The following is a 19,535-nucleotide window of genomic DNA, read 5'->3' as shown; positions in this document are numbered from 1 at the left end:
AAAATGGCGCAAAAACTTACCAAATTTCAATACGAATATCAGGCAGAGGAAATAAGCCAAGAAATTAGAGGCTTAAAAATTGAGCAACTGCTACTCGACAAAACCATAGAGGAAAACAAACTGGAAGCTAAGAGATGGGATGTAGAAACATCAAAAGAGGGTATTAGAAAAGCCAAATTAGGCTATGAACAGGCAGTGGTAACTAATGACATCTCAGAAGAGAAGTTAATCCAATCTAAAGACTTGCTGAACTTTGAAAGAGGCATGACTGGTGTTAACAGAGAGCAGTTGCTTATCGCTGGTAAGTCAGCAATTCTGGCATTACAAGAGGCTCAAGTTCAGTTTGAGGAAAATACTAAATTGTTTGAACTGCGTTATCAAGTTTCCGGTTCAGTAGAATTCCAACCAATAGGAGGTGCTTCTAATGTGTGATACTTGCGCCATACCAGTTCAGATGCCAGCAGAATTAATTAGTGCTACCCAACAGCAAGCCATAGCCAATGCCACTGAACGCTTAAACAGAATGCGACAAGAAAATAAAACCTATAAGGCTATGACTGCTACCGAACAAGAGCATACCAAACAGGCTGAAAACTTGCGTAATTATGAACAAGCTAAGACGCAATCAGACACCGAAAAATTCCAAACTAAACAACAATTAGATAAAGAGAAAAACCAACAACTAAACATTAAACTGGATGCCGAAAAGCAGAGGACACAAACCGAAGCAGAAAAATTAAAAACTCAAGTAGCACTAGACTCTGAGAAACTTTCACAGCTTAATGAGACTTTGGTTTTTGAGCAAGCTAAAACTCAGGCATTAACCGAGAAACTAAAAGCACTTGCTGGCACTGATCAACAGAAAGCACTGCAAGCTTCCCAAACATTTGAATTTGAGAAGTTAAATACCGAGTACCAGTCCCAAAAATGCTTGAAACAGGCTGAAGAGTGGGAACTAGATCTCAAGGAACTGGACACTAGAATTTGTGAACAAAAGAAACTATTCGCTTTAAAACATGGATGTTAACAGAGTAGCGATCGAATCAATAGCAGCGTGTTTTCTGGTGGGTACTTTCTCCCAGTTAGCACGTCTTTTCTACCACACTTCACAAGTAAATTATCTGGCTTACTACTTCCTGAGATTATTTGCTTGTGCTGCCATCATTGCCGCTATTTACTATCTCAAACGAGGTAGAGATATCGGGGAGTTTACCTTAGTAATCTTTGCTGCACTTATCGGACTATGGATGCAAAGTTAAAGATTTTGTCCTACGGAAATTTAGCAAGCTTCGGCTTATTTTTGTTTGGGAATTCAATAAATAATACACCTCTGACAGTGTTTTCTTTAGTCACTGGACTACCCAACAGTTGTTACTTATTGGCTAAAGTCCCAACCAAGGAACAAAAGCAACTAAAGCAACAGCAGTTACTCTTAGATCTGCAACAGCAGTTGGGAAAATTACAGGATGAGAAAAACTGGACTGATGAACTGAATAACTCTCAACTGCAACGGGCATTGGCTGAAAAGTTGGAACTGGAGCAGGAACTAACTGCACAAATCAACCAACTTAAAGCCAATCATGAATCAGAACTAGCAAGGATTGAAGATGATTTTAAGCAGCTGATTGGGAAACACGATCGGGAACTGGTTAAGACCAAAACCGAATATTCGGCAATGATTTCGGAACTGCAATCGGAGAAGGAACAAGCGATCGCCCAATTACAGCAGACCTACTCGAAAGCAGTGGAGCAGTTGACCCAACAGCTTGAGGACTGCGTAAACCAAGCCGAAGCAATCAAAGCAGAATCAGATGCTAGGTTAGCCGAAGCTAACGCCAAACTTACCGCCGCCAACCAGAAAGAGACTGAACTGGTAAAACTCGGTGAAAACATCCAATCAGCTAGGAAAAATTTAGAACTGGAAGAAAAGCGGATCAGACTGGATATCAGAGATGAACGCGGATCTATCCAAAAACAACTCAATGATTCTATTCTTGAACTCAAGGCATTAACCGCAATTAATCAACGTCAGCAACAGCAGATAGTGGAACTCAAACAACAGAATGAGCAGTTGTTTCAGGAACTCTATGGCGAAAAAACTGCTGACGCTTTAGTAGCACAAATACAGGCATTGTTGGCAGAGGAAAATTTACCAACTGAACTGCTAAACCGCACTGAAAAAAACGGGATAGACACCATTTACCTTAAGGCATTAAGCAGTAATTGGAGCCAATCAGTTCTTAATAAAGTTGCCGAAGTGTTACCGGGATTAATGCCAGTGAATAAGCCAGAAATAGAGGCTAAGAATGGCAGAATTGAAGTCAGGTTTGATAATCGTTCATGGTTGGACAAGATTAAAGATGTTTCGGAAGATTGGCTAGAAAAGCTTTATTTCCTGTGTGCCAAGGATGGTAAGAATTTAGCCTTATTAGGTGCTAGAGGTAAGGGTAAAACGCAATTGGCTATCAACTACATCGGATTAATAGCCAAACATGAGGTTAACTTTGATGTAGTTTATATTCAACCAAAACCAGATGAATTTGCAGATTTTGAAGTAGCAGGAAAAGTCTATACCCCTGACTATGTAGGTTTTGAATCTGTTACTGGCTCAGTTTCAGGTATCAGAATTCCATCATCTTATGAAGGCATTTTGAGGTTACGAGATGAATATAATCAACGCAACTTAGCCAAACAGCAAGCTTATGCCGATCGGAAACAGATGCCAGAGTTTCCCAAAGTTTTCTACTTCATCGATGAACTTCAAACCTTAATTAGTAAAGAGAAAGAATACATCTATCCTGACACAATCAAAGCCGAAAACTTACGGAACGGACAAACATTTTGCGGCAAAGTTATCCGGGATGCAATATCACTTGGTAGGTCACTCGGCATTATTGTATTAGTGCTTGGACAGTTGGCTAATCCTTCAGTCTATGGATGGTTACGTCAAGATTTAGTCCAGTTTGTCACCATCATTATGAGTGCTAACATTGCCGAATTCGCTGCTAACTATGCCCCTACTAAAGAAGAGAAAAACCGCATCGATAAAGAGTTAGAAGTGTGGAGGAAACGTGCATCAATTGACCCATCAAAGGATTATTATTGCTATGTCAGACCAATGGATCAGAGTGGATACCTTGCATTAATGCCAATGCCCGGAAAATATTTAGGAAGCGAGGAAAAGTAGCATGATTAACCAGCAATACTTACGTTTTTGGATGAACTTTTGGTGCAATTCTTTAGATCCTAGATGCTGGAATTATGCTACATCTATGATGGGCAAAGGTATCGGCATTAATTACGACTAAGCTGTTAATCATTTAAATAGGGTAAAATGGAAAAGTCAACCGAGCAAAATGAGTCAGGGAATGCCAGCAAAGAATCATCTGAGTTTAGAACAAGTAGAGAAGCTACAAAAAGCCCTAAAAGATGAAGAAAATGGAAACATTAGAGAAAGAATTCTGATGTTACTGTTGCTAAATGATGGAAAAACTCAAGGTAAAATAGCGGAATTTCTGGGCTGTTCAATAAATAAAGTATCTTATTGGTGCGTACATGGAGATCCAGATAATCTGGAAAGCCTAGTGGATGAAAGGATGAAGGGGAATCATCAAAAAGCCACAGATAAATATAGAGAAATATTATTAGAGACAGTAGATAAAGAACCCAAAGAATTAGGATACGAATTTGGCAGATGGACAGCAGAAAGATTAGCAACATATTTAGCAGAAACGACAGGAATAAAATTAAGTGGGTCGCAAGTTAGGAGAATATTAGAGAAAAAAAAGTTCGTTTACCTCTGGGCGAAGTACAGCTTAGAGGGAAAGCGAGAGCCGGAAAAAAGAAAAGAATTTAAAAAGAAGATAACCGAATATTTAAAAATAGAAAAAGATAACCCAGAACGTTTACAAGTATGGTTTTGGGACGAAAGCGGTTTTAGTTTAAGCGTGATAAAAAGAAAGAATTGGTGTAAGAAAGGTAGCCGAAAAGAGGTGAGGGGAGAGCGAAGAAAGGGTCGGATTAATGTAATGGGAGGGCTGAGGTATTCCGACAAGAAAAGGTTTGTGGAGTTTCTGGATAAAAGCAATTCAGAAAGTTTTTATCAAGTGCTAAAACTGTTTTATCAAGAATTGATTGCTGAATGGGTAGCTGCTGGCAATGAAGCCGATGAATTTGCGGAAAAAGGAGCCAAAATAGTGATAATTCTAGATAATGCTAGTTTCCACAAAAAAGCTGAATATCTCCAGAAAATTGCTGCCGAAATGCCCAATATTCATTTAGAGTTTCTCCCCAAATATAGCCCGGATTATAACTTAATTGAATTAGTTTGGCATTCAGCAAAAGAATTTATTGCTAATCGACTATTTAAATCAATCGAAGAATTAGAATATTTATTGCATCAACTTTTAAATGAAGGACAGTTAATTATTAAATGGGAGCGAAAACTTAAAAATAAAGGTAATGCTCTTATCCCTGTTTAAATGCTTAACAGCTTAATATATGGTATTTATGTAATAAACTTTATCTTATTTATGGCTATCATAATTTGGTCTATTTCTGCATTACTTCTTTTTTGGGAATTTATTATTTTTATATTTAGGATTATTTCTAAAGTACCTAGTTCAAGCAGTAATTATAAGCGACCAAATAATTACAATTACAGTCAACCAGTTGAAACAACTAACTTTTGGAAGGAATTAGGGAAAATTAAAATAACAGTAAAACCAAATTCTGATACTGTTCATGTTAAAGGACATTATCGTAAAGATGGTACTTATGTAAAAGAACACTATCGAAAAAAAAGTAAATGATTAATTTGGCGATCGCCTTGTCTAGCGATCGCCCTTTGATTACTTATCAATCCCATCTGGTATAAGTTCAGCAAGGTTGATTACCTTTCTAATATCTACACCACGCTTGCGATTAAAGTATTGTTTTAGAGTGCCGTCTTCATTGAAAAACTCAGGATATTTCTGATGATGAGAGTCGATCTCATCTCGATATTTCTGCATAGCTGATTGGACAACACTACCCCTTGAGCCAGTCAGTTCTGAGAGTAAACTTTGAGTAATAATCCATCGCTGCTTAGGCTCGGTTGCCACTTCGGAATTGTAGATTTTGATGGCATTAATCGCTCTTCTAACCGTCTAATTTTCCCAGTGATGGTATTAGCGTAAGTTTTGATAGCCCTCTGCATAAATTCAGCCAAATCTAAGCCAGAATGTGCGAGTGCCAGTTTCAAAATCTCTGATGTGTCCTCATCGAGTTCCAAACCATCAATTACAGCTGATTCCAAAAATTCAGTAGTTAATACAATAGGCTTCTTTGAAATTTCCTTTTTTTCTGACGGTGGCGTTGATGGTTCGCCAAACTTCGGTAAACCTTGCCAGTATTCCTTTCTGGCATCATCACCTGTGACACTCCAGCGTTCTGTATTCTCGGTTAAATACCACAATGCCAAATGCTCAAAGCGTTTGACTCTACCTTTGCTGCTATCAGTGTAATAGTATCCCTCTGGCTTGGCTTCTGTTGCTGGTACTGTGGGGAATTTGGCTCTAATCTCTTTGCGAATAGTGTCTAAGGGTCGTCTAGGGTTTACTCTAGCTTCAGTAATTTGGTTGACTGTATTAATTACCAGTTTCTTAATTTTGGCTTCATCAGTAATGCCGTCAAGCTTTTGAGCTAATTTCTGACCCAATTTCGACCAGTCATGTAATGGTTTAGTAGCCATATCGGTAATTTATTGGTATATCTATAGATTAATCGGTTTGTATAAACAAAATCAATACCACTATTCTATAGATAAGTAGGTTTAATAAAAATAAAGTTAATGTATTCAAGGAATTTATCATCAGCCATAAACTATAGACGTTTAACCTATTCCTTGGTTACTTTAGAGTCAGGTTACTGGCAAACAAGGAATTAAGGGAATGAGTAGACAGCTAAAGCATCCTGATGAATTGACCAATGAGTTTATCGAGTGGCGAGTATCTGAACTGCTCCCCAAATTTGAAGCCCTAGCGCCATATAACCGCACTCAAAGAGAGAAAGGTGTTAAGAATGAAGGGTTAACAGGTTGGAAAGATTTAGCCACTAAGGAAGCGGCGCTATTGAAAGCCAATTATCCAGACGATAGAGCAGAAGATGAGAAGGAATATGGCGCTTGCTTACGTCAAATCACAGCACTAAAAAAAGAGCTAAAGAAAGCCGCTAAAACAGAACTGCTAGACAAGGCTAATTACAACCCAGTTTGCACAATAATCACTCACTTTGGTAATGCCCTAAGCTTCTTATTTACTGTACGTTCGCTCATTTTTGAAGGGTAAGAGGAATTAATAGCTTACTGTGTAAGGTTTCAAGGTGATTGTGGATCTGATGGTGGTGATACCATGTAATACTTGGCAAAGGTAGATCAGATTGACGTAGTATTACACGGTACGAAGGAAGTCAAATCTTGCCGTGTAATACTTGGAAGCTCGGACAGCGGCGTGATGAAAATGGTAGAGTCAGGAAGGTGATAGAGAGTAAGCTGACAAAAAGCCTGAAGCATTCGCGACTCTGATGGGCGATTGGTTTTTCGCTTTGGATTGCCGTCATAAAGACCAGCCAAAGATTGTTGCGTTTGCTGGAGAGCCTTCCGTACCACAAACTCCATCAAGGTAAATACGCGCAAAGCTATATTCAAAATGAACATTAAGCCAGTAATTCGGTCTTCATTTTGGAAGTAAATGGGTAGGGCTGGCAAGGAACCTCTTTTAAAACGGTGAAACCCACGTTCCAAGAGCCATTCATCCCGGTAATACATGACAGCTTGTGGTAGGGTCAGTCGAGTGGTCGGGGCGTTAGTGACATACAGTCGCCATCCGGCCAAGGTTTCTGAAAGCTTAATCGCATCATCAATCTGCTGGATATGAAGTTGAAGAGAAATACTAGTTACTTCCTCAGTGGGAGAATTTTTTGATGGTCGTCCTCGTCCCACAGGGCGAGTTTCAAAGATGATTTCTTCTGTAATCGTGGTTGAGAAGAAATCGTTGACCCGATAGCGCTTGAGAATGTTTTCTACTTTATGGCCCAGTTGCTCCCGGTCGTTACCAGGCTTCTTTTCTAATTTATCCAGAGCAGCTCTAGCCGTCAATATGCGTTGCTGTTGACCACGGATGGCAGAAGCCGCAAGGCTTTGGGAATAAACTACCAAGTAGCGTTCTAGCCAACGTACCCACTTGTGGGTTTCTTCGTTGAACCAAAACTTGCCTAACTCCTGTACGTTCGCTCATTTTTGAAGGGTAAGAGGAATTAATAGCTTACTGTGTAAGGTTTCAAGGTGATTGTGGATCTGATGGTGGTGATACCGTGTAATACTTGGGGAAGGCTTGGTTAGTTTAACGATGTAATACAAGGGATAAGAGTAATGTGGAAGCGGGACATTCAAGGCAAGTTCGCACTCAAAGACGATGATTATCGTCAAGTGCGCTCTTTAAGGGTAACTGATGAAACCTGGAAGGCTTTGGGGATAGCTGCTGAATGCTTTGGGATGACGAGAGCAGATTACTTGGAACAGGTGATGAGAGACAATGCTAGCCCCAGGCTACAAAGCAGCACTCAAAGCCCTGAATCATTTTATTGCGGCACTGACTCACCAGGATACACAAGAGTCTGAATAGATCACAGGAAAAACAGTGGAAATAAGTTCCGAGCGAATAGACGATATTCCATTGATTGTGGAATGGCTCAAACAGATGGAAATAGCCAAATGTATTGACCAAAAACTCACTCCACCACATGGAAACCACAAAGGACTCAGCTACGGACAATTGAGTGTATTGTTATTAACATATATAATTACCCAGTCAGACCATCGGTTGTCTGCTGTGGAAGCCTGGGTTCAGGCACACCAACAGATTTTAGAGTTAAGTACGGGGTGGTCGCTCAAGGAAAAAGATACTACTGATGACCGATTGGCAAGGGTAGTTGAAGAGTTAGGTAAGCAGTCAGAGGCAAGGCGGGAAATAGAAGTAAAATTAGGACGACATCTGATTCGGGCCTACGAATTACCGACAGAAGTGGCACGAGCTGATACAACTAGTTTTAGTGTGAATCATCAACAGGGAGAATCAGCACAAGAAAGTCTACTGCATCATGGGTACTCCAAAGACAAGCGTCCAGACTTATTGCAATACCGTCAATTACTGGCAACCCTCGACCCGATGGGAATGCCACTGCTCAGTGCGACCCTAGAAGGTAATGGCGCTGATGACCCATTATATTTTCCGACCTGGGAACAAATGGCAAAGGTGATGGGACACAAAAATTTTGTCTTCATCGCTGATTGTAAAGCTGGCTCGATGGCAACTCGCGCCCAAATTGCTGCCAATGGAGGTGTTTATTGCTTCCCTGTACCCATGAGTGGACAACACCCCCAATATCTCAAACAGTGGGTACTCTCCCCACCAGCAGAAACAGTGTCCATTCGTTTACCGCGACAAGACGAAGAAGAACCTGCTGTGGGAAAGGGTTTTGAAGTAGAGTTAGGCAAGTTTTGGTTCAACGAAGAAACCCACAAGTGGGTACGTTGGCTAGAACGCTACTTGGTAGTTTATTCCCAAAGCCTTGCGGCTTCTGCCATCCGTGGTCAACAGCAACGCATATTGACGGCTAGAGCTGCTCTGGATAAATTAGAAAAGAAGCCTGGTAACGACCGGGAGCAACTGGGCCATAAAGTAGAAAACATTCTCAAGCGCTATCGGGTCAACGATTTCTTCTCAACCACGATTACAGAAGAAATCATCTTTGAAACTCGCCCTGTGGGACGAGGACGACCATCAAAAAATTCTCCCACTGAGGAAGTAACTAGTATTTCTCTTCAACTTCATATCCAGCAGATTGATGATGCGATTAAGCTTTCAGAAACCTTGGCCGGATGGCGACTGTATGTCACTAACGCCCCGACCACTCGACTGACCCTACCACAAGCTGTCATGTATTACCGGGATGAATGGCTCTTGGAACGTGGGTTTCACCGTTTTAAAAGAGGTTCCTTGCCAGCCCTACCCATTTACTTCCAAAATGAAGACCGAATTACTGGCTTAATGTTCATTTTGAATATAGCTTTGCGCGTATTTACCTTGATGGAGTTTGTGGTACGGAAGGCTCTCCAGCAAACGCAACAATCTTTGGCTGGTCTTTATGACGGCAATCCAAAGCGAAAAACCAATCGCCCATCAGAGTCGCGAATGCTTCAGGCTTTTTGTCAGCTTACTCTCTATCACCTTCCTGACTCTACCATTTTCATCACGCCGCTGTCCGAGCTTCCAAGTATTACACGGCAAGATTTGACTTCCTTCGTACCGTGTAATACTACGTCAATCTGATCTACCTTTGCCAAGTATTACATGGTATCACCACCATCAGATCCACAATCACCTTGAAACCTTACACAGTAAGCTATTAATTCCTCTTACCCTTCAAAAATGAGCGAACGTACAGCTGTTATTTGTAGAGTGCGGGGACTACAACAGGGACAACTAGCCTTGCGTCCCCAACCCAACGGTAGACCCTTTGCGGGGTTGAATAATGGCAATATCGTCCAAGCCTTTACAGGTACGATCGACGAAAATAATGTCATTTGGGATGAAGTTAAAGTGATTAAAGGGCCTAACTCCCAACTTACAGGACGGGTCGGTTACGTTAATAGTAGATACTTATCTTGTAAGTGGTACGACGAACAGGGGAATTTTATCAGAGAAGACCCTTAGAGAGTTTTTCTAATAAGCCAGTTTCGGCAGAGTATATTTTTATTCTGTTGAAGCTGGCTTTTACAAGGATACTTTCAAACTTTTTTTATTTATTTTTAGTAATAGGCGGGTTTCTGCCATTTACGGGTTGATTAGAAACAGAATCAGTAGATTTAATCACAATAGTAATACCAACTCCTAAGATAAACCCTAATATTCCTGCAAAGATCGCTACGCCAATTACAGATGCAACACATACAAGTAGACTTGGAGCTAGTATTGGTGGTTTTTCACTAAATTTTTCCGATGTTCTTAACAGCCGATAAAGATGATTGAATTTAGCTACTTCTAAATCCGAATAACTATCTTTATTCACCAGTCCAGTTACGGTACACCAATCTTGCCAAGTTGTTGTTTTTTGAATGCCATACTCACTCATTAACTTACTTTTACTTGTGGTTTTCTCGGTTTCATTCAATATTTCATTCGCTGAAGTTTCCATATTTTAGCAATACACCCAAAAAGTATAAATTTGAAATATTCTCAGTAGTTATAGGCAGTTTAACTAACCACTGACTCGGTAAATAATTTCGCCTGTTCCAAGACTAACTCCGTTGCTAAAGCTTGCATATCAGGGGGATAACCATATTGACGTAACAGCCGTTTCACCATTACTTTCATTCTGGCTCTGACATTTTCTTTCAGATTCCAATCAATTGACGCATTTTGGCGGATTCTCTGGACTAAGACGATCGCCAATTCCCGCAACTGCTCCACTCCCATAAGTTCCCTTGCACTTTCATTCTGAGCTAGTGCATCATAAAAAGCCACCTCGTAAGGTTCTAAATTTAATTCCTCCCCTCGGTGGTCAGCCGCTCTAATTTCCTTAGCAATATTAATCAATTCATCAATAATTTCTCCAGCACCAATCACTCGATTTTGATACTTCCGCAAAGTTCCTTCTAACATCTCTGTTAACTTACGACTTTGGACAAGATTAGTTTTTCTCCGCGTTCTAATCTCATCATTCAACAGTTTTTTCAAAAGCTCAACAGCCAAATTCTTATGCTCTAACCCTTTAACTTCTGCCATAAAACTATCAGATAATACCGAAATAAGCTGTTAAGCATTTAAACAGGGATAAGAGCATTACCTTTATTTTTAAGTTTTCGCTCCCATTTAATAATTAACTGTCCTTCATTTAAAAGTTGATGCAATAAATATTCTAATTCTTCGATTGATTTAAATAGTCGATTAGCAATAAATTCTTTTGCTGAATGCCAAACTAATTCAATTAAGTTATAATCCGGGCTATATTTGGGGAGAAACTCTAAATGAATATTGGGCATTTCGGCAGCAATTTTCTGGAGATATTCAGCTTTTTTGTGGAAACTAGCATTATCTAGAATTATCACTATTTTGGCTCCTTTTTCCGCAAATTCATCGGCTTCATTGCCAGCAGCTACCCATTCAGCAATCAATTCTTGATAAAACAGTTTTAGCACTTGATAAAAACTTTCTGAATTGCTTTTATCCAGAAACTCCACAAACCTTTTCTTGTCGGAATACCTCAGCCCTCCCATTACATTAATCCGACCCTTTCTTCGCTCTCCCCTCACCTCTTTTCGGCTACCTTTCTTACACCAATTCTTTCTTTTTATCACGCTTAAACTAAAACCGCTTTCGTCCCAAAACCATACTTGTAAACGTTCTGGGTTATCTTTTTCTATTTTTAAATATTCGGTTATCTTCTTTTTAAATTCTTTTCTTTTTTCCGGCTCTCGCTTTCCCTCTAAGCTGTACTTCGCCCAGAGGTAAACGAACTTTTTTTTCTCTAATATTCTCCTAACTTGCGACCCACTTAATTTTATTCCTGTCGTTTCTGCTAAATATGTTGCTAATCTTTCTGCTGTCCATCTGCCAAATTCGTATCCTAATTCTTTGGGTTCTTTATCTACTGTCTCTAATAATATTTCTCTATATTTATCTGTGGCTTTTTGATGATTCCCCTTCATCCTTTCATCCACTAGGCTTTCCAGATTATCTGGATCTCCATGTACGCACCAATAAGATACTTTATTTATTGAACAGCCCAGAAATTCCGCTATTTTACCTTGAGTTTTTCCATCATTTAGCAACAGTAACATCAGAATTCTTTCTCTAATGTTTCCATTTTCTTCATCTTTTAGGGCTTTTTGTAGCTTCTCTACTTGTTCTAAACTCAGATGATTCTTTGCTGGCATTCCCTGACTCATTTTGCTCGGTTGACTTTTCCATTTTACCCTATTTAAATGATTAACAGCTTATCCGGTTTCTTAATTCCCGCCGCATCAAAGATATCAATAACCTGTTCCGACACTAAAGCCTGGTCAACAACTTGACGAATTGCCGTTCTAATCTCATCTCTACTCACACCAGAAGCAGACGAATCAAACTTTTTTAATCGAGCTTGCACAGCTTGAAAAAATGAAACTTTTTCCGTGTTTATTTTCGCTTCTGGTGAAGAAGCACATAAAGCAAAAGCTTTAGCTAAAGCAGTTACTTCTCGGTTAAAGCGGTCTTTGCCATTTTCTAATCCCGAAATATAATCTTCAGCTTGCAAAATAATTCGCAGTTTTGCCGCAGTATCAGCCGTAAAATAAACCTGATAAGGACAACCTGACATTAACTGTTCTACCACTTCTAACTTAGTCAACATTAAATTAATCGCTTCCTCTTGGTCTAAAGTGGGTTTTCCTTTTCCGCCACTTTCGGCATAAAAAGCCAGTGATTCTTTCAAGTCAGCAGCTATTCCTAAATAATCAACAATTAAGCCCCCTGGTTTATCTAAATAAACTCGGTTTACCCTGGCTATTGCTTGCATTAAATTATGCCCTCTCATTGGTTTATCCACATAGAGAGTATGCAGACAAGGGGCATCAAAACCCGTTAACCACATATCTCTAACTATCACCAATTCCAAGCTGTCTTGCGGGTCTTTAAAACGGTTAGCGAGTATCCGCCGTTCTCCTTTGCTGGTGTGGTGTTTCGCCATTTCCGGGCCATCTTTGGCTGAAGCTGTCATTACTACTTTAATTTTGCCTTTGTCCAAGTCTTCATGATGCCAGTCTGGACGCAGTTTAATAATTTCGTTGTACAATTTAACTGCAACTTCCCGGCTGATACTAACAATTAAAGCTTTACCGACAAATATTTTTTGTCGGGTTTCAAAGTGTTGGACAATATCAAAAGCAATGTTTTTAACGCGGTCTGTTGCGCCAACAACTGCCTCTAACTTTGTCCGTTGACTTTTTTCTTGTTCGACAATTTCATCTTCTTCTAACCCTTCTAAATCTTCCTCTAACTCAGTTAAAAGTTTTCTGCCTTCTGCATCTAAATCAACTTTAACTAAGCGACTTTCATAATAAATTGGCACTGTCGCACCATCAGCAACGGCTTGGGCAATGTCGTAAATATCAATGTATTTCCCAAACACAGCCGGGGTGTTTTTATCGGTTTGTTCAACGGGTGTACCTGTAAAGCCAATAAAAGTGGCATTTGGTAAAGCATCTCGAATATATTTAGCGAAACCATAGCTGGTTCTTTTACCAATAATCTTTCCTTGTTTATCGGTGATATCAAATTCTTTGGCTTTAAACCCATATTGACTGCGGTGGGCTTCATCTGCCAGCACAATAATATTATTTCGGGGGGAAAGTTCCGGGTACAAAGTTTCGCCCTCAGCCGGAGAGAATTTTTGCACTGTGGTAAAAATCACTCCTCCTGAGTCCACATTCAAAAGTTCCCGCAGTTGTTGACGGTTTTCTGCTTGTTGGGGGTTTTGTCTGAGGAGTTGCCGACAAGCGGAAAAAGTATCAAATAGTTGGTCGTCTAAGTCGTTGCGGTCAGTTAAAACTACGATAGTTGGGTTATCGAGTTTTAAGACCAGTTTTCCCGTTAAAAATACCATTGAAAGTGATTTTCCGCTGCCTTGGGTATGCCAAACTACACCGCCTTTTTTATCGCTTTCTCTGGCTGTTAATACACTATCAACGGCTTTATTCACAGCATAGTATTGATGGTAAGCAGCAATTTTTTTATCGGTTTTAATCGTGATAACTTTAGTTTTTGCGTTTTCCTGTGCGGTCTTTTCAAATACGGTAAAGTAGCGAATTAAATTAAGCAGAGTTGGCGGGTTTAGCTGTTCTTTGATTAAGGTTTCGATTTCCACATCTGGCTTTTGATTTGGTTGATTATTTTTCCAAGCCAGAAACCGAGAAAAGTCAGATGAGAGTGACCCTGTACGGGCGGCGTGTCCATCGGAAATAATTAGTAGGGCATTGTAGGTAAACAGGCTGGGAATTTCTGCTTTATAAGTTTGTAATTGCTTATAGGCAGTTTCAATGGTTGCTTGTTCATCAGCCGGGTTTTTTAGTTCAATGACAACAAGAGGGAGTCCGTTAATAAATAGAATAATATCGGGTCTACGGTCATGGTTATTTTCAATAATAGTAAATTGATTAACGGCTAAATATTCGTTATTTTCTGGGTGTTCAAAGTCAATTAACCAAACCTTACCGCCTCTAGTTTCTCCATTGTTTTGGTATTCAATATCTATGCCTTCAGTAAGGTATTGATGGAAAATTTCATTGTTGTTTAGTAAGTCGGCGGTGTTAATCGTGATAATTTGCCGAAATGCTTCTTCTCTGGCTTCTATTGGGAGAGTAGGATTAAGGGTATTAATCGCATTAATCAGGCGATTTTTTAGAATAACATCATCATATTTTTCTCGTTCTGGTTGTTCGCCATCTGGGGCTAAAATACAACCGTATCGGTAATCATAACCGATGTTTTCTAAATATTCTAGGGCAAGTTCTTCTATTTTAGATTCTGTGATTTTAGTCATTGTTTATTTTTAATCAAACTCCTGAATTAACAAAGTTGTAGTTTTTCTCAGTAGGTTGCATCATTGTTTTCTTGTGCTTTGATTTTTTCCTAAAGGCTATCAACAGTTTCTCCGGCAAACAATTTGTCTTTAAGTTGGGAATAGTCCCCACTTCCTAAGTTACAAATTGTCCAAAAACGGCTGATTTTAGAAGGGTCTAAATTTTCGATTAAAATATTAAAGACTTCTTCTATAATTTGTTGGTCGTTATTCAGATTAATTTTCATTGTCTAATTTCTCGACTCATTAATTTAGGTAATAAGGTGTCACGGGTTTTAGTTAGGGTTTGGATTTGATTTTCGTTTAATTCCTTTTTGTATAAAACCCTTTTAGACTGCTACGGCTTCAGGTTCTAAGCGATAGTGATAAAGAACCATTAACTGATGTTCGCTTAGGGTTTCTATGGCATAAGCTTTACCTGTATCATCGCTAAATTCAACTTCAAAAACCCCTGGTTCGTATTCCTCAACAATTGTGCCGACTTGTCCTCGATAGAGTCCTAATTGGGGTAAGTTTTCTAATAAAGCAACAACATCTAAGAGTTTCATTTTCGGTTCTCCTTAAAGAATGTAACAAGTCACTAAGCGGGGGAATTGTTCGTCATTTCTAATTATCCAAACGCTGTGGATAATAGCGGTTTTGTTTTCCCGTGTTAGCGGAAAATCAATAATATATTTTTGTCCATAAGCGTTAATTTTATCTGGGATAGCATCATAGGTTCTGACTGCCAATAAAAGCGCGTTTTTAAGTTCGTCTAGGTTGTCAAGCGTTAGGTTTAAAGCAGATTCAAAAACACGGGCTTTATGTTTTCCATCCGAATGATTAGGGTTGAGAGAATAACCTGCTAGTTTCTGTTCATCAATAATTGCATTTTCAGGGTTGGGTAGTTTCATTTTCCCTCCTCAATTATACTCTCTGCTTCCTTAACCCTAATTTCTCCACTCATTAATTTAGGTAATAAGGTGTCACGGGTTTTAGTTAGAGTTTGGATTTGATTTTCGTTAAATTCTTTTTTATATAAAACCTTATTAAAACAATGTGAAAATTTTTCCATCAATTCGCGTTGCGGAATCAATACTTCACATTGATATAGTTCTGTTTGTTTAATGCCTTGAACAGTTGAACCAGTAGCTCTGCGGTTAATTAAGGATTGTCCTAATGAATTACCTAACCAATAATTCAAATAAGCAGATAAAACAACTTTTTGATTTGCTCTTAAAGCAAAAACTCTCTGAGCAGGATAATAATTTGTATTTTTACTAATATAATATAATTCACCTAATGGTGCTTCAGATGTCATTATAATATCTCCCGATTGGAGCTTTTCGCTTGCGGCAAACAAATCGATAGAAATATAATTAAAATTCTCTCGATTCACAAGATTTCCACCTTTTATAAATTTGGCGCTAAGTGCAGGGATTCCACTTGCAAAAAATTTAGGAGTTTTTCCTCTATTATCTATTAAATGCTGGAGACATTCTTTTAAAGTAATTACACGCCAACCTTCGGGAATATCGCCTAACTCAGAAGCAACCATCGCACCACCGGATGATTTATAAGGTTTGCCGTCATCGTTGGGAAATTCAAAGTCAATAAACCAATGCTTAAACAGTGTTTGTGCGATTTTTTCTAGGGTTTCGTTTTGGCGGCGGAGGTTGTCTATTTTGCGATCGAGACAGGACAGAACATCAGCTATTTGTTTTTGTTCTTCATAATCAGGAACTTTAATTGGGAATGGATGTATATAATTTCTATTCAAAGATGGAACAGCACTTCCAGAATTTAATTTTTGGAAATTTAAAGTCTTTAAGAAGTAATAAACAAATTTAGGAAAACTATTATGAAACTCTTTTACATATAATGTTGTATTATGTGCCCAAAACTTTGAATTTATAAAGAAGGGATTGCCTATATTTCCACTTCTTCCAATAGTTATCCCATTTTCTTCTGTCGTATATTCATTGTGATAGCCAATAATACCATTAGAGCCAACAATGGGATATTTACCCCCTTTAAACTCAGTTTGAGGTAAATCATGTCCTCTTTGAAACGTAACAATTTCCCCTAAAGTTGCCTCTTTCCACTCACTCATAACTCAAACCTCACCTTCACTGATATCAAACCAATTTTCTATTCTCAACCCATCAAAATCCTGAAAATCAGAGACATTATTAGTAACTAAAACCAAATCATTAGTAAACGCAATAGCAGCAATTTGACCATCACTAAAAGCAGTAACTTTCCCCACCTTAGATAACCTAGCCCTTTCCTGCGCGTGATATTCTGCCGCCTTCAAATCATAATCAAATAAAGGTAACTGCCCAATAATCACATTCCTAATATAATCCTCTAAATCCCGCCGTTTCTTCGACTCAGGAAGCCGTAAACAACCAAACAACAACTCATGAATCACTAAAGTAGCAGTAGCAATTTCCCCCTTACATAACCTTAACTTTTCCATCACATTTTGATTCGGCTGCGGACGTTTAGCCTCAGATAAAACATTCGTATCCAATAAATACTTAACCGTCATAAATCAACCTCTCTCCCAGGTGATTTATCCCGTAAATTCTCAAAAGTATCATCATCAATCCCTTCTAAATCTACCCTTTCTCTAAAATCCTGCAAAGCCGACCAAAAATCATTAACCCCTCTAATTTCCACCAAAACCTCTTGATTATCGGGAAAATCCACCTCTTCCAATAACTCAATAATATTCCCTCTTTTAATCCCCTTAACAAACATCACCAAAACCCCCTTTTCCCTAAAAAACAATTGACTAAAATTACCAAGTCACTTATAACTCAAAACCCACCTTAGCCAACTGTAACCTAATTTCCTTATCTAAAATCTCAGCTTCCCGCATTTGTTGGGATAACTCAGCCGTCAAAAACTCCATTTTCTCTTCAAAACTTATCTCCTCCTCCACCTCATCAGGAATCCCCACATAACGCCCTGGAGTCAAAACAAACTTATGCTTTTCAATCTCCTCTAAAGTTGCAGACTTACAAAACCCTTTAATATCCCGATAACTCCCATTTTTCCGCTTCCATTCGTGGTAAGTGTGAGCAATTTTATTAATATCAGCATCCCTCAAAGTCCGGTTTCTCCGGTTAATCATTTCTCCCTGTTCGGAAGCATCAATAAATAACACCTCCCCTTGACGAACCCGATTCTTATTCCCATTCTTATAACGACTCAAAAACCATAAACAAGCCGGAATTCCCGTATTATAAAATAACTGAGTCGGTAACATCACAATACAATCAACCAAATCCTCTTGCACCAACTTCTGCCTAATTTCCCCCTCACCCCCTGTATTAGAAGAAAGCGAACCATTCGACAACACAAACCCAGCACTTCCAGTCGGGGCTAAATGATAAATAAAATGCTGTACCCAAGCAAAATTAGCATTACCCGTTGGCGGAGTTCCATACTTCCACCGTCCATCACTGCGTAACAGTTCCCCTCCCCAATCACTATCATTAAACGGAGGATTAGCTAATATAAAATCCGCCTTCAAATCCGGGTGGGCATCATTCAAAAAAGACCCTTCACTATTCCATTTAATATTCGATGAATCAATCCCCCTGATTGCCAAATTCATCTTACATAACTTAAATGTGGTTTCGTTGCTTTCCTGTCCATAAATAGAAATATCATCTAACCGCCCTTGATGATTAGCCACAAACTTTTCACTTTGAACAAACATTCCCCCAGAACCACAACAAGGGTCAAAAACCCGCCCATTGTAGGGTTCTAACATCTCCACTAACAATTTAACAATACATTCCGGCGTGTAAAACTGTCCGCCTTTCCGTCCTTCCTCCAAAGCAAATTGTCCTAAAAAATATTCATAAACCCGCCCTAAAACATCCGCTTGCTGTAACTTTTTCGCATTCTGTTCTAAATCTAATTCTAATTGTTCAGCCGCCCCTTTTTTCTCACTAACTAACTTAAAACTGCCAATTAAATCAATTAATCCCCCCAAAGAAGCCTTATCTAAATTTTGTTTAGCGTAAACCTTCGATAAAACCCCTTTGAGAATCGGGTTTTCTTGTTCAATAGCAATCATCCAGCAATTCTCATTTTGAAATAAACAGAGTATTAACCTCCATTTTGAAAATCAAAATATAGTACAAAATAACTAGTTTTTTAGGGAGAGGCGATGCTGGCGGCGAGCGAAGCTATCGCTAAAAAACATTTGACCCAATAAATTAAGTATAAATACTCAATTTATTGGCGGGAATTGGCTAACAACGAAGGGGGGAAATAAAAATTTATAATTATGGTCAGCTAAGGTTTGGACTTTGGACAAAGAAGAAAAGCGTTTCGCGACTAACGAGCGCGAAGTAAATTGTTGTTTAACAAGCTTTAATGTCAAGAGGTGGGGTGAGAAATTTATACACTAATCAATCGAATTTATCGGGAACAATCTCACTTTCACCGTCATAATATAAGTCAAGTAAACTATTAGTTAAAGAATTAATCGTCCGTTCAAGTTCATCAATTTGGTTACGTCTAACCACCTGGACTACTGCGGTAATATGCTCCTCACTACCAGCGCGTCCCAAATGTCTATACTTACTCTTCTTTTGGGGATATGAATGCTTGCTCAAAAATCGGTTCAGTCGCCTGTAATTTGTAGTACCAATAAATTTTCTGTTGTTGTCGTACCTGATAACGGGCCACGTAGCACCCCTTGGGAGATACCTCACCTTCATCGTAAATTTGTTGAATTTTAACTTTTAAAGTCGCGATAGTAGCAGTTAAGCGTTCTGCTCTTTTAGCTAAGTTGGGAGCCAGTTTTGGTTTGGCGTGCTTCATAACTAGATAGAAAACAAATGTGTAATTAAATGGTAAAATACTTCGCGACTATT

The 19,535-nt window shown here is 39.0% G+C and carries 21 protein-coding genes and 4 pseudogenes; 10 read left to right on the top strand and 15 right to left on the bottom strand.

All coding sequences use genetic code 11. The features are described 5' to 3' along the window. Window positions 1-3: 3 nt before the first annotated feature. From ACE1CA_RS13455 to ACE1CA_RS13430, 6 genes are all read left to right on the top strand, one after another. On the top strand, window positions 4-432 hold the full coding sequence (locus tag ACE1CA_RS13455; RefSeq protein WP_413280841.1) for a hypothetical protein: 429 nt from the start codon (window positions 4-6) through the stop codon (window positions 430-432). Then, on the top strand, window positions 425-1,027 hold the full coding sequence (locus ACE1CA_RS13450) for a hypothetical protein (RefSeq protein WP_413280842.1): 603 nt from the start codon (window positions 425-427) through the stop codon (window positions 1,025-1,027). Before ACE1CA_RS13455 ends, ACE1CA_RS13450 begins: the two co-directional genes overlap by 8 nt. Next, the gene (locus tag ACE1CA_RS13445) at window positions 1,017-1,259 is read left to right on the top strand and encodes a hypothetical protein (protein WP_413280843.1); all 243 of its coding nucleotides are present in this window, start codon (window positions 1,017-1,019) and stop codon (window positions 1,257-1,259) included. Before ACE1CA_RS13450 ends, ACE1CA_RS13445 begins: the two co-directional genes overlap by 11 nt. After that, window positions 1,244-3,187 carry a coiled-coil domain-containing protein gene (locus ACE1CA_RS13440; RefSeq protein ID WP_413280844.1) on the top strand — a complete coding sequence of 648 codons (1,944 nt, stop codon included), beginning with the start codon at window positions 1,244-1,246 and terminating at the stop codon, window positions 3,185-3,187. Before ACE1CA_RS13445 ends, ACE1CA_RS13440 begins: the two co-directional genes overlap by 16 nt. A gap of 181 nt (window positions 3,188-3,368) precedes the next feature. Beyond that, on the top strand, window positions 3,369-4,481 hold the full coding sequence (locus ACE1CA_RS13435; RefSeq protein ID WP_486517970.1) for an IS630 family transposase: 1,113 nt from the start codon (window positions 3,369-3,371) through the stop codon (window positions 4,479-4,481). A 51-nt stretch (window positions 4,482-4,532) separates the two neighbouring features. Further along, window positions 4,533-4,811 (top strand): hypothetical protein, encoded by a 279-nt coding sequence (locus tag ACE1CA_RS13430; protein ID WP_486517837.1) that lies wholly within the window; start codon window positions 4,533-4,535, stop codon window positions 4,809-4,811. 39 nt (window positions 4,812-4,850) lie between these two features. Here the strand turns inward: ACE1CA_RS13430 and ACE1CA_RS13425 are convergent, their stop codons facing one another. Continuing rightward, entirely contained in the window at window positions 4,851-5,102 is a 252-nt protein-coding gene (locus ACE1CA_RS13425; RefSeq protein WP_486517836.1) for a hypothetical protein, read from the bottom strand. Further along, the gene (locus ACE1CA_RS13420; protein ID WP_486517835.1) at window positions 5,045-5,731 is read right to left on the bottom strand and encodes a hypothetical protein; all 687 of its coding nucleotides are present in this window, start codon (window positions 5,729-5,731) and stop codon (window positions 5,045-5,047) included. Before ACE1CA_RS13420 ends, ACE1CA_RS13425 begins: the two co-directional genes overlap by 58 nt. A 199-nt stretch (window positions 5,732-5,930) precedes the next feature. Between ACE1CA_RS13420 and ACE1CA_RS13415 the strand changes: the two genes are divergently transcribed. After that, entirely contained in the window at window positions 5,931-6,326 is a 396-nt protein-coding gene (locus ACE1CA_RS13415; RefSeq protein ID WP_486517834.1) for a hypothetical protein, read from the top strand. 146 nt (window positions 6,327-6,472) lie between these two features. Here ACE1CA_RS13415 and ACE1CA_RS13410 read toward each other — a convergent pair. Then, a pseudogene (locus ACE1CA_RS13410) lies at window positions 6,473-7,258 on the bottom strand (IS1634 family transposase); the annotation flags it as partial. A gap of 150 nt (window positions 7,259-7,408) precedes the next feature. Between ACE1CA_RS13410 and ACE1CA_RS13405 the strand changes: the two are divergent. The 3 genes from ACE1CA_RS13405 to ACE1CA_RS13395 all read left to right on the top strand — a co-directional run bounded on the left by ACE1CA_RS13405 (window position 7,409) and on the right by ACE1CA_RS13395 (window position 9,752). Further along, entirely contained in the window at window positions 7,409-7,657 is a 249-nt protein-coding gene (locus ACE1CA_RS13405) for a hypothetical protein (RefSeq protein ID WP_486517992.1), read from the top strand. A 19-nt stretch (window positions 7,658-7,676) separates the two neighbouring features. Next, a complete protein-coding gene (locus ACE1CA_RS13400) occupies window positions 7,677-9,368 on the top strand; it encodes an IS1634 family transposase (RefSeq protein WP_486517816.1) in 1,692 nt (563 codons plus the stop codon). Between the two features lie 99 nt (window positions 9,369-9,467). After that, a complete protein-coding gene (locus tag ACE1CA_RS13395) occupies window positions 9,468-9,752 on the top strand; it encodes a hypothetical protein (protein ID WP_413279804.1) in 285 nt (94 codons plus the stop codon). A gap of 85 nt (window positions 9,753-9,837) precedes the next feature. Here ACE1CA_RS13395 and ACE1CA_RS13390 read toward each other — a convergent pair whose 3' ends face one another. The 12 genes and pseudogenes from ACE1CA_RS13390 to ACE1CA_RS13335 form a co-directional block, all read right to left on the bottom strand. Beyond that, on the bottom strand, window positions 9,838-10,233 hold the full coding sequence (locus tag ACE1CA_RS13390; RefSeq protein WP_413279803.1) for a hypothetical protein: 396 nt from the start codon (window positions 10,231-10,233) through the stop codon (window positions 9,838-9,840). 59 nt (window positions 10,234-10,292) lie between these two features. After that, window positions 10,293-10,847 (bottom strand): annotated as a pseudogene (locus tag ACE1CA_RS13385) (DUF3387 domain-containing protein); the annotation flags it as partial. A gap of 14 nt (window positions 10,848-10,861) precedes the next feature. Beyond that, the gene (locus ACE1CA_RS13380) at window positions 10,862-11,974 is read right to left on the bottom strand and encodes an IS630 family transposase (RefSeq protein ID WP_486517970.1); all 1,113 of its coding nucleotides are present in this window, start codon (window positions 11,972-11,974) and stop codon (window positions 10,862-10,864) included. A gap of 62 nt (window positions 11,975-12,036) precedes the next feature. Further along, a pseudogene (locus tag ACE1CA_RS13375) lies at window positions 12,037-14,616 on the bottom strand (type I restriction endonuclease subunit R); the annotation flags it as partial. 89 nt (window positions 14,617-14,705) lie between these two features. After that, window positions 14,706-14,882, bottom strand: coding sequence for a hypothetical protein (locus ACE1CA_RS13370; RefSeq protein ID WP_413276108.1), 177 nt, complete (start codon window positions 14,880-14,882; stop codon window positions 14,706-14,708). Between the two features lie 102 nt (window positions 14,883-14,984). Then, the gene (locus ACE1CA_RS13365; protein WP_413276107.1) at window positions 14,985-15,203 is read right to left on the bottom strand and encodes a DUF4926 domain-containing protein; all 219 of its coding nucleotides are present in this window, start codon (window positions 15,201-15,203) and stop codon (window positions 14,985-14,987) included. Between the two features lie 12 nt (window positions 15,204-15,215). Next, window positions 15,216-15,548, bottom strand: a complete 333-nt coding sequence (locus ACE1CA_RS13360; protein WP_413276106.1) for a DUF6883 domain-containing protein — start codon at window positions 15,546-15,548, stop codon at window positions 15,216-15,218. Then, on the bottom strand, window positions 15,545-16,747 hold the full coding sequence (locus tag ACE1CA_RS13355) for a restriction endonuclease subunit S (RefSeq protein WP_413276105.1): 1,203 nt from the start codon (window positions 16,745-16,747) through the stop codon (window positions 15,545-15,547). Before ACE1CA_RS13355 ends, ACE1CA_RS13360 begins: the two co-directional genes overlap by 4 nt. 3 nt (window positions 16,748-16,750) lie before the next feature. Further along, window positions 16,751-17,188 (bottom strand): type II toxin-antitoxin system VapC family toxin, encoded by a 438-nt coding sequence (locus ACE1CA_RS13350; protein ID WP_413276104.1) that lies wholly within the window; start codon window positions 17,186-17,188, stop codon window positions 16,751-16,753. Next, window positions 17,185-17,400: a hypothetical protein gene (locus ACE1CA_RS13345; protein ID WP_413276103.1), complete on the bottom strand. Its 216-nt coding sequence runs from the start codon at window positions 17,398-17,400 to the stop codon at window positions 17,185-17,187. Before ACE1CA_RS13345 ends, ACE1CA_RS13350 begins: the two co-directional genes overlap by 4 nt. Before the next feature lie 52 nt (window positions 17,401-17,452). Then, on the bottom strand, window positions 17,453-18,730 hold the full coding sequence (locus ACE1CA_RS13340; RefSeq protein ID WP_413276102.1) for an N-6 DNA methylase family protein: 1,278 nt from the start codon (window positions 18,728-18,730) through the stop codon (window positions 17,453-17,455). Window positions 18,731-19,067: 337 nt separating this feature from the next. Then, a pseudogene (locus ACE1CA_RS13335) lies at window positions 19,068-19,482 on the bottom strand (transposase). Window positions 19,483-19,535: the final 53 nt, after the last annotated feature.

The sequence above is a fragment of the Floridaenema evergladense BLCC-F167 genome (assembly GCF_041929205.2).
GTDB classification, from domain to species: Bacteria; Cyanobacteriota; Cyanobacteriia; order Cyanobacteriales; family Aerosakkonemataceae; genus Floridanema; species Floridanema evergladense.
The sequence above is the reverse complement of the archived record's forward strand: the minus strand, read 5'-3'. Positions and strand labels throughout refer to the sequence as shown.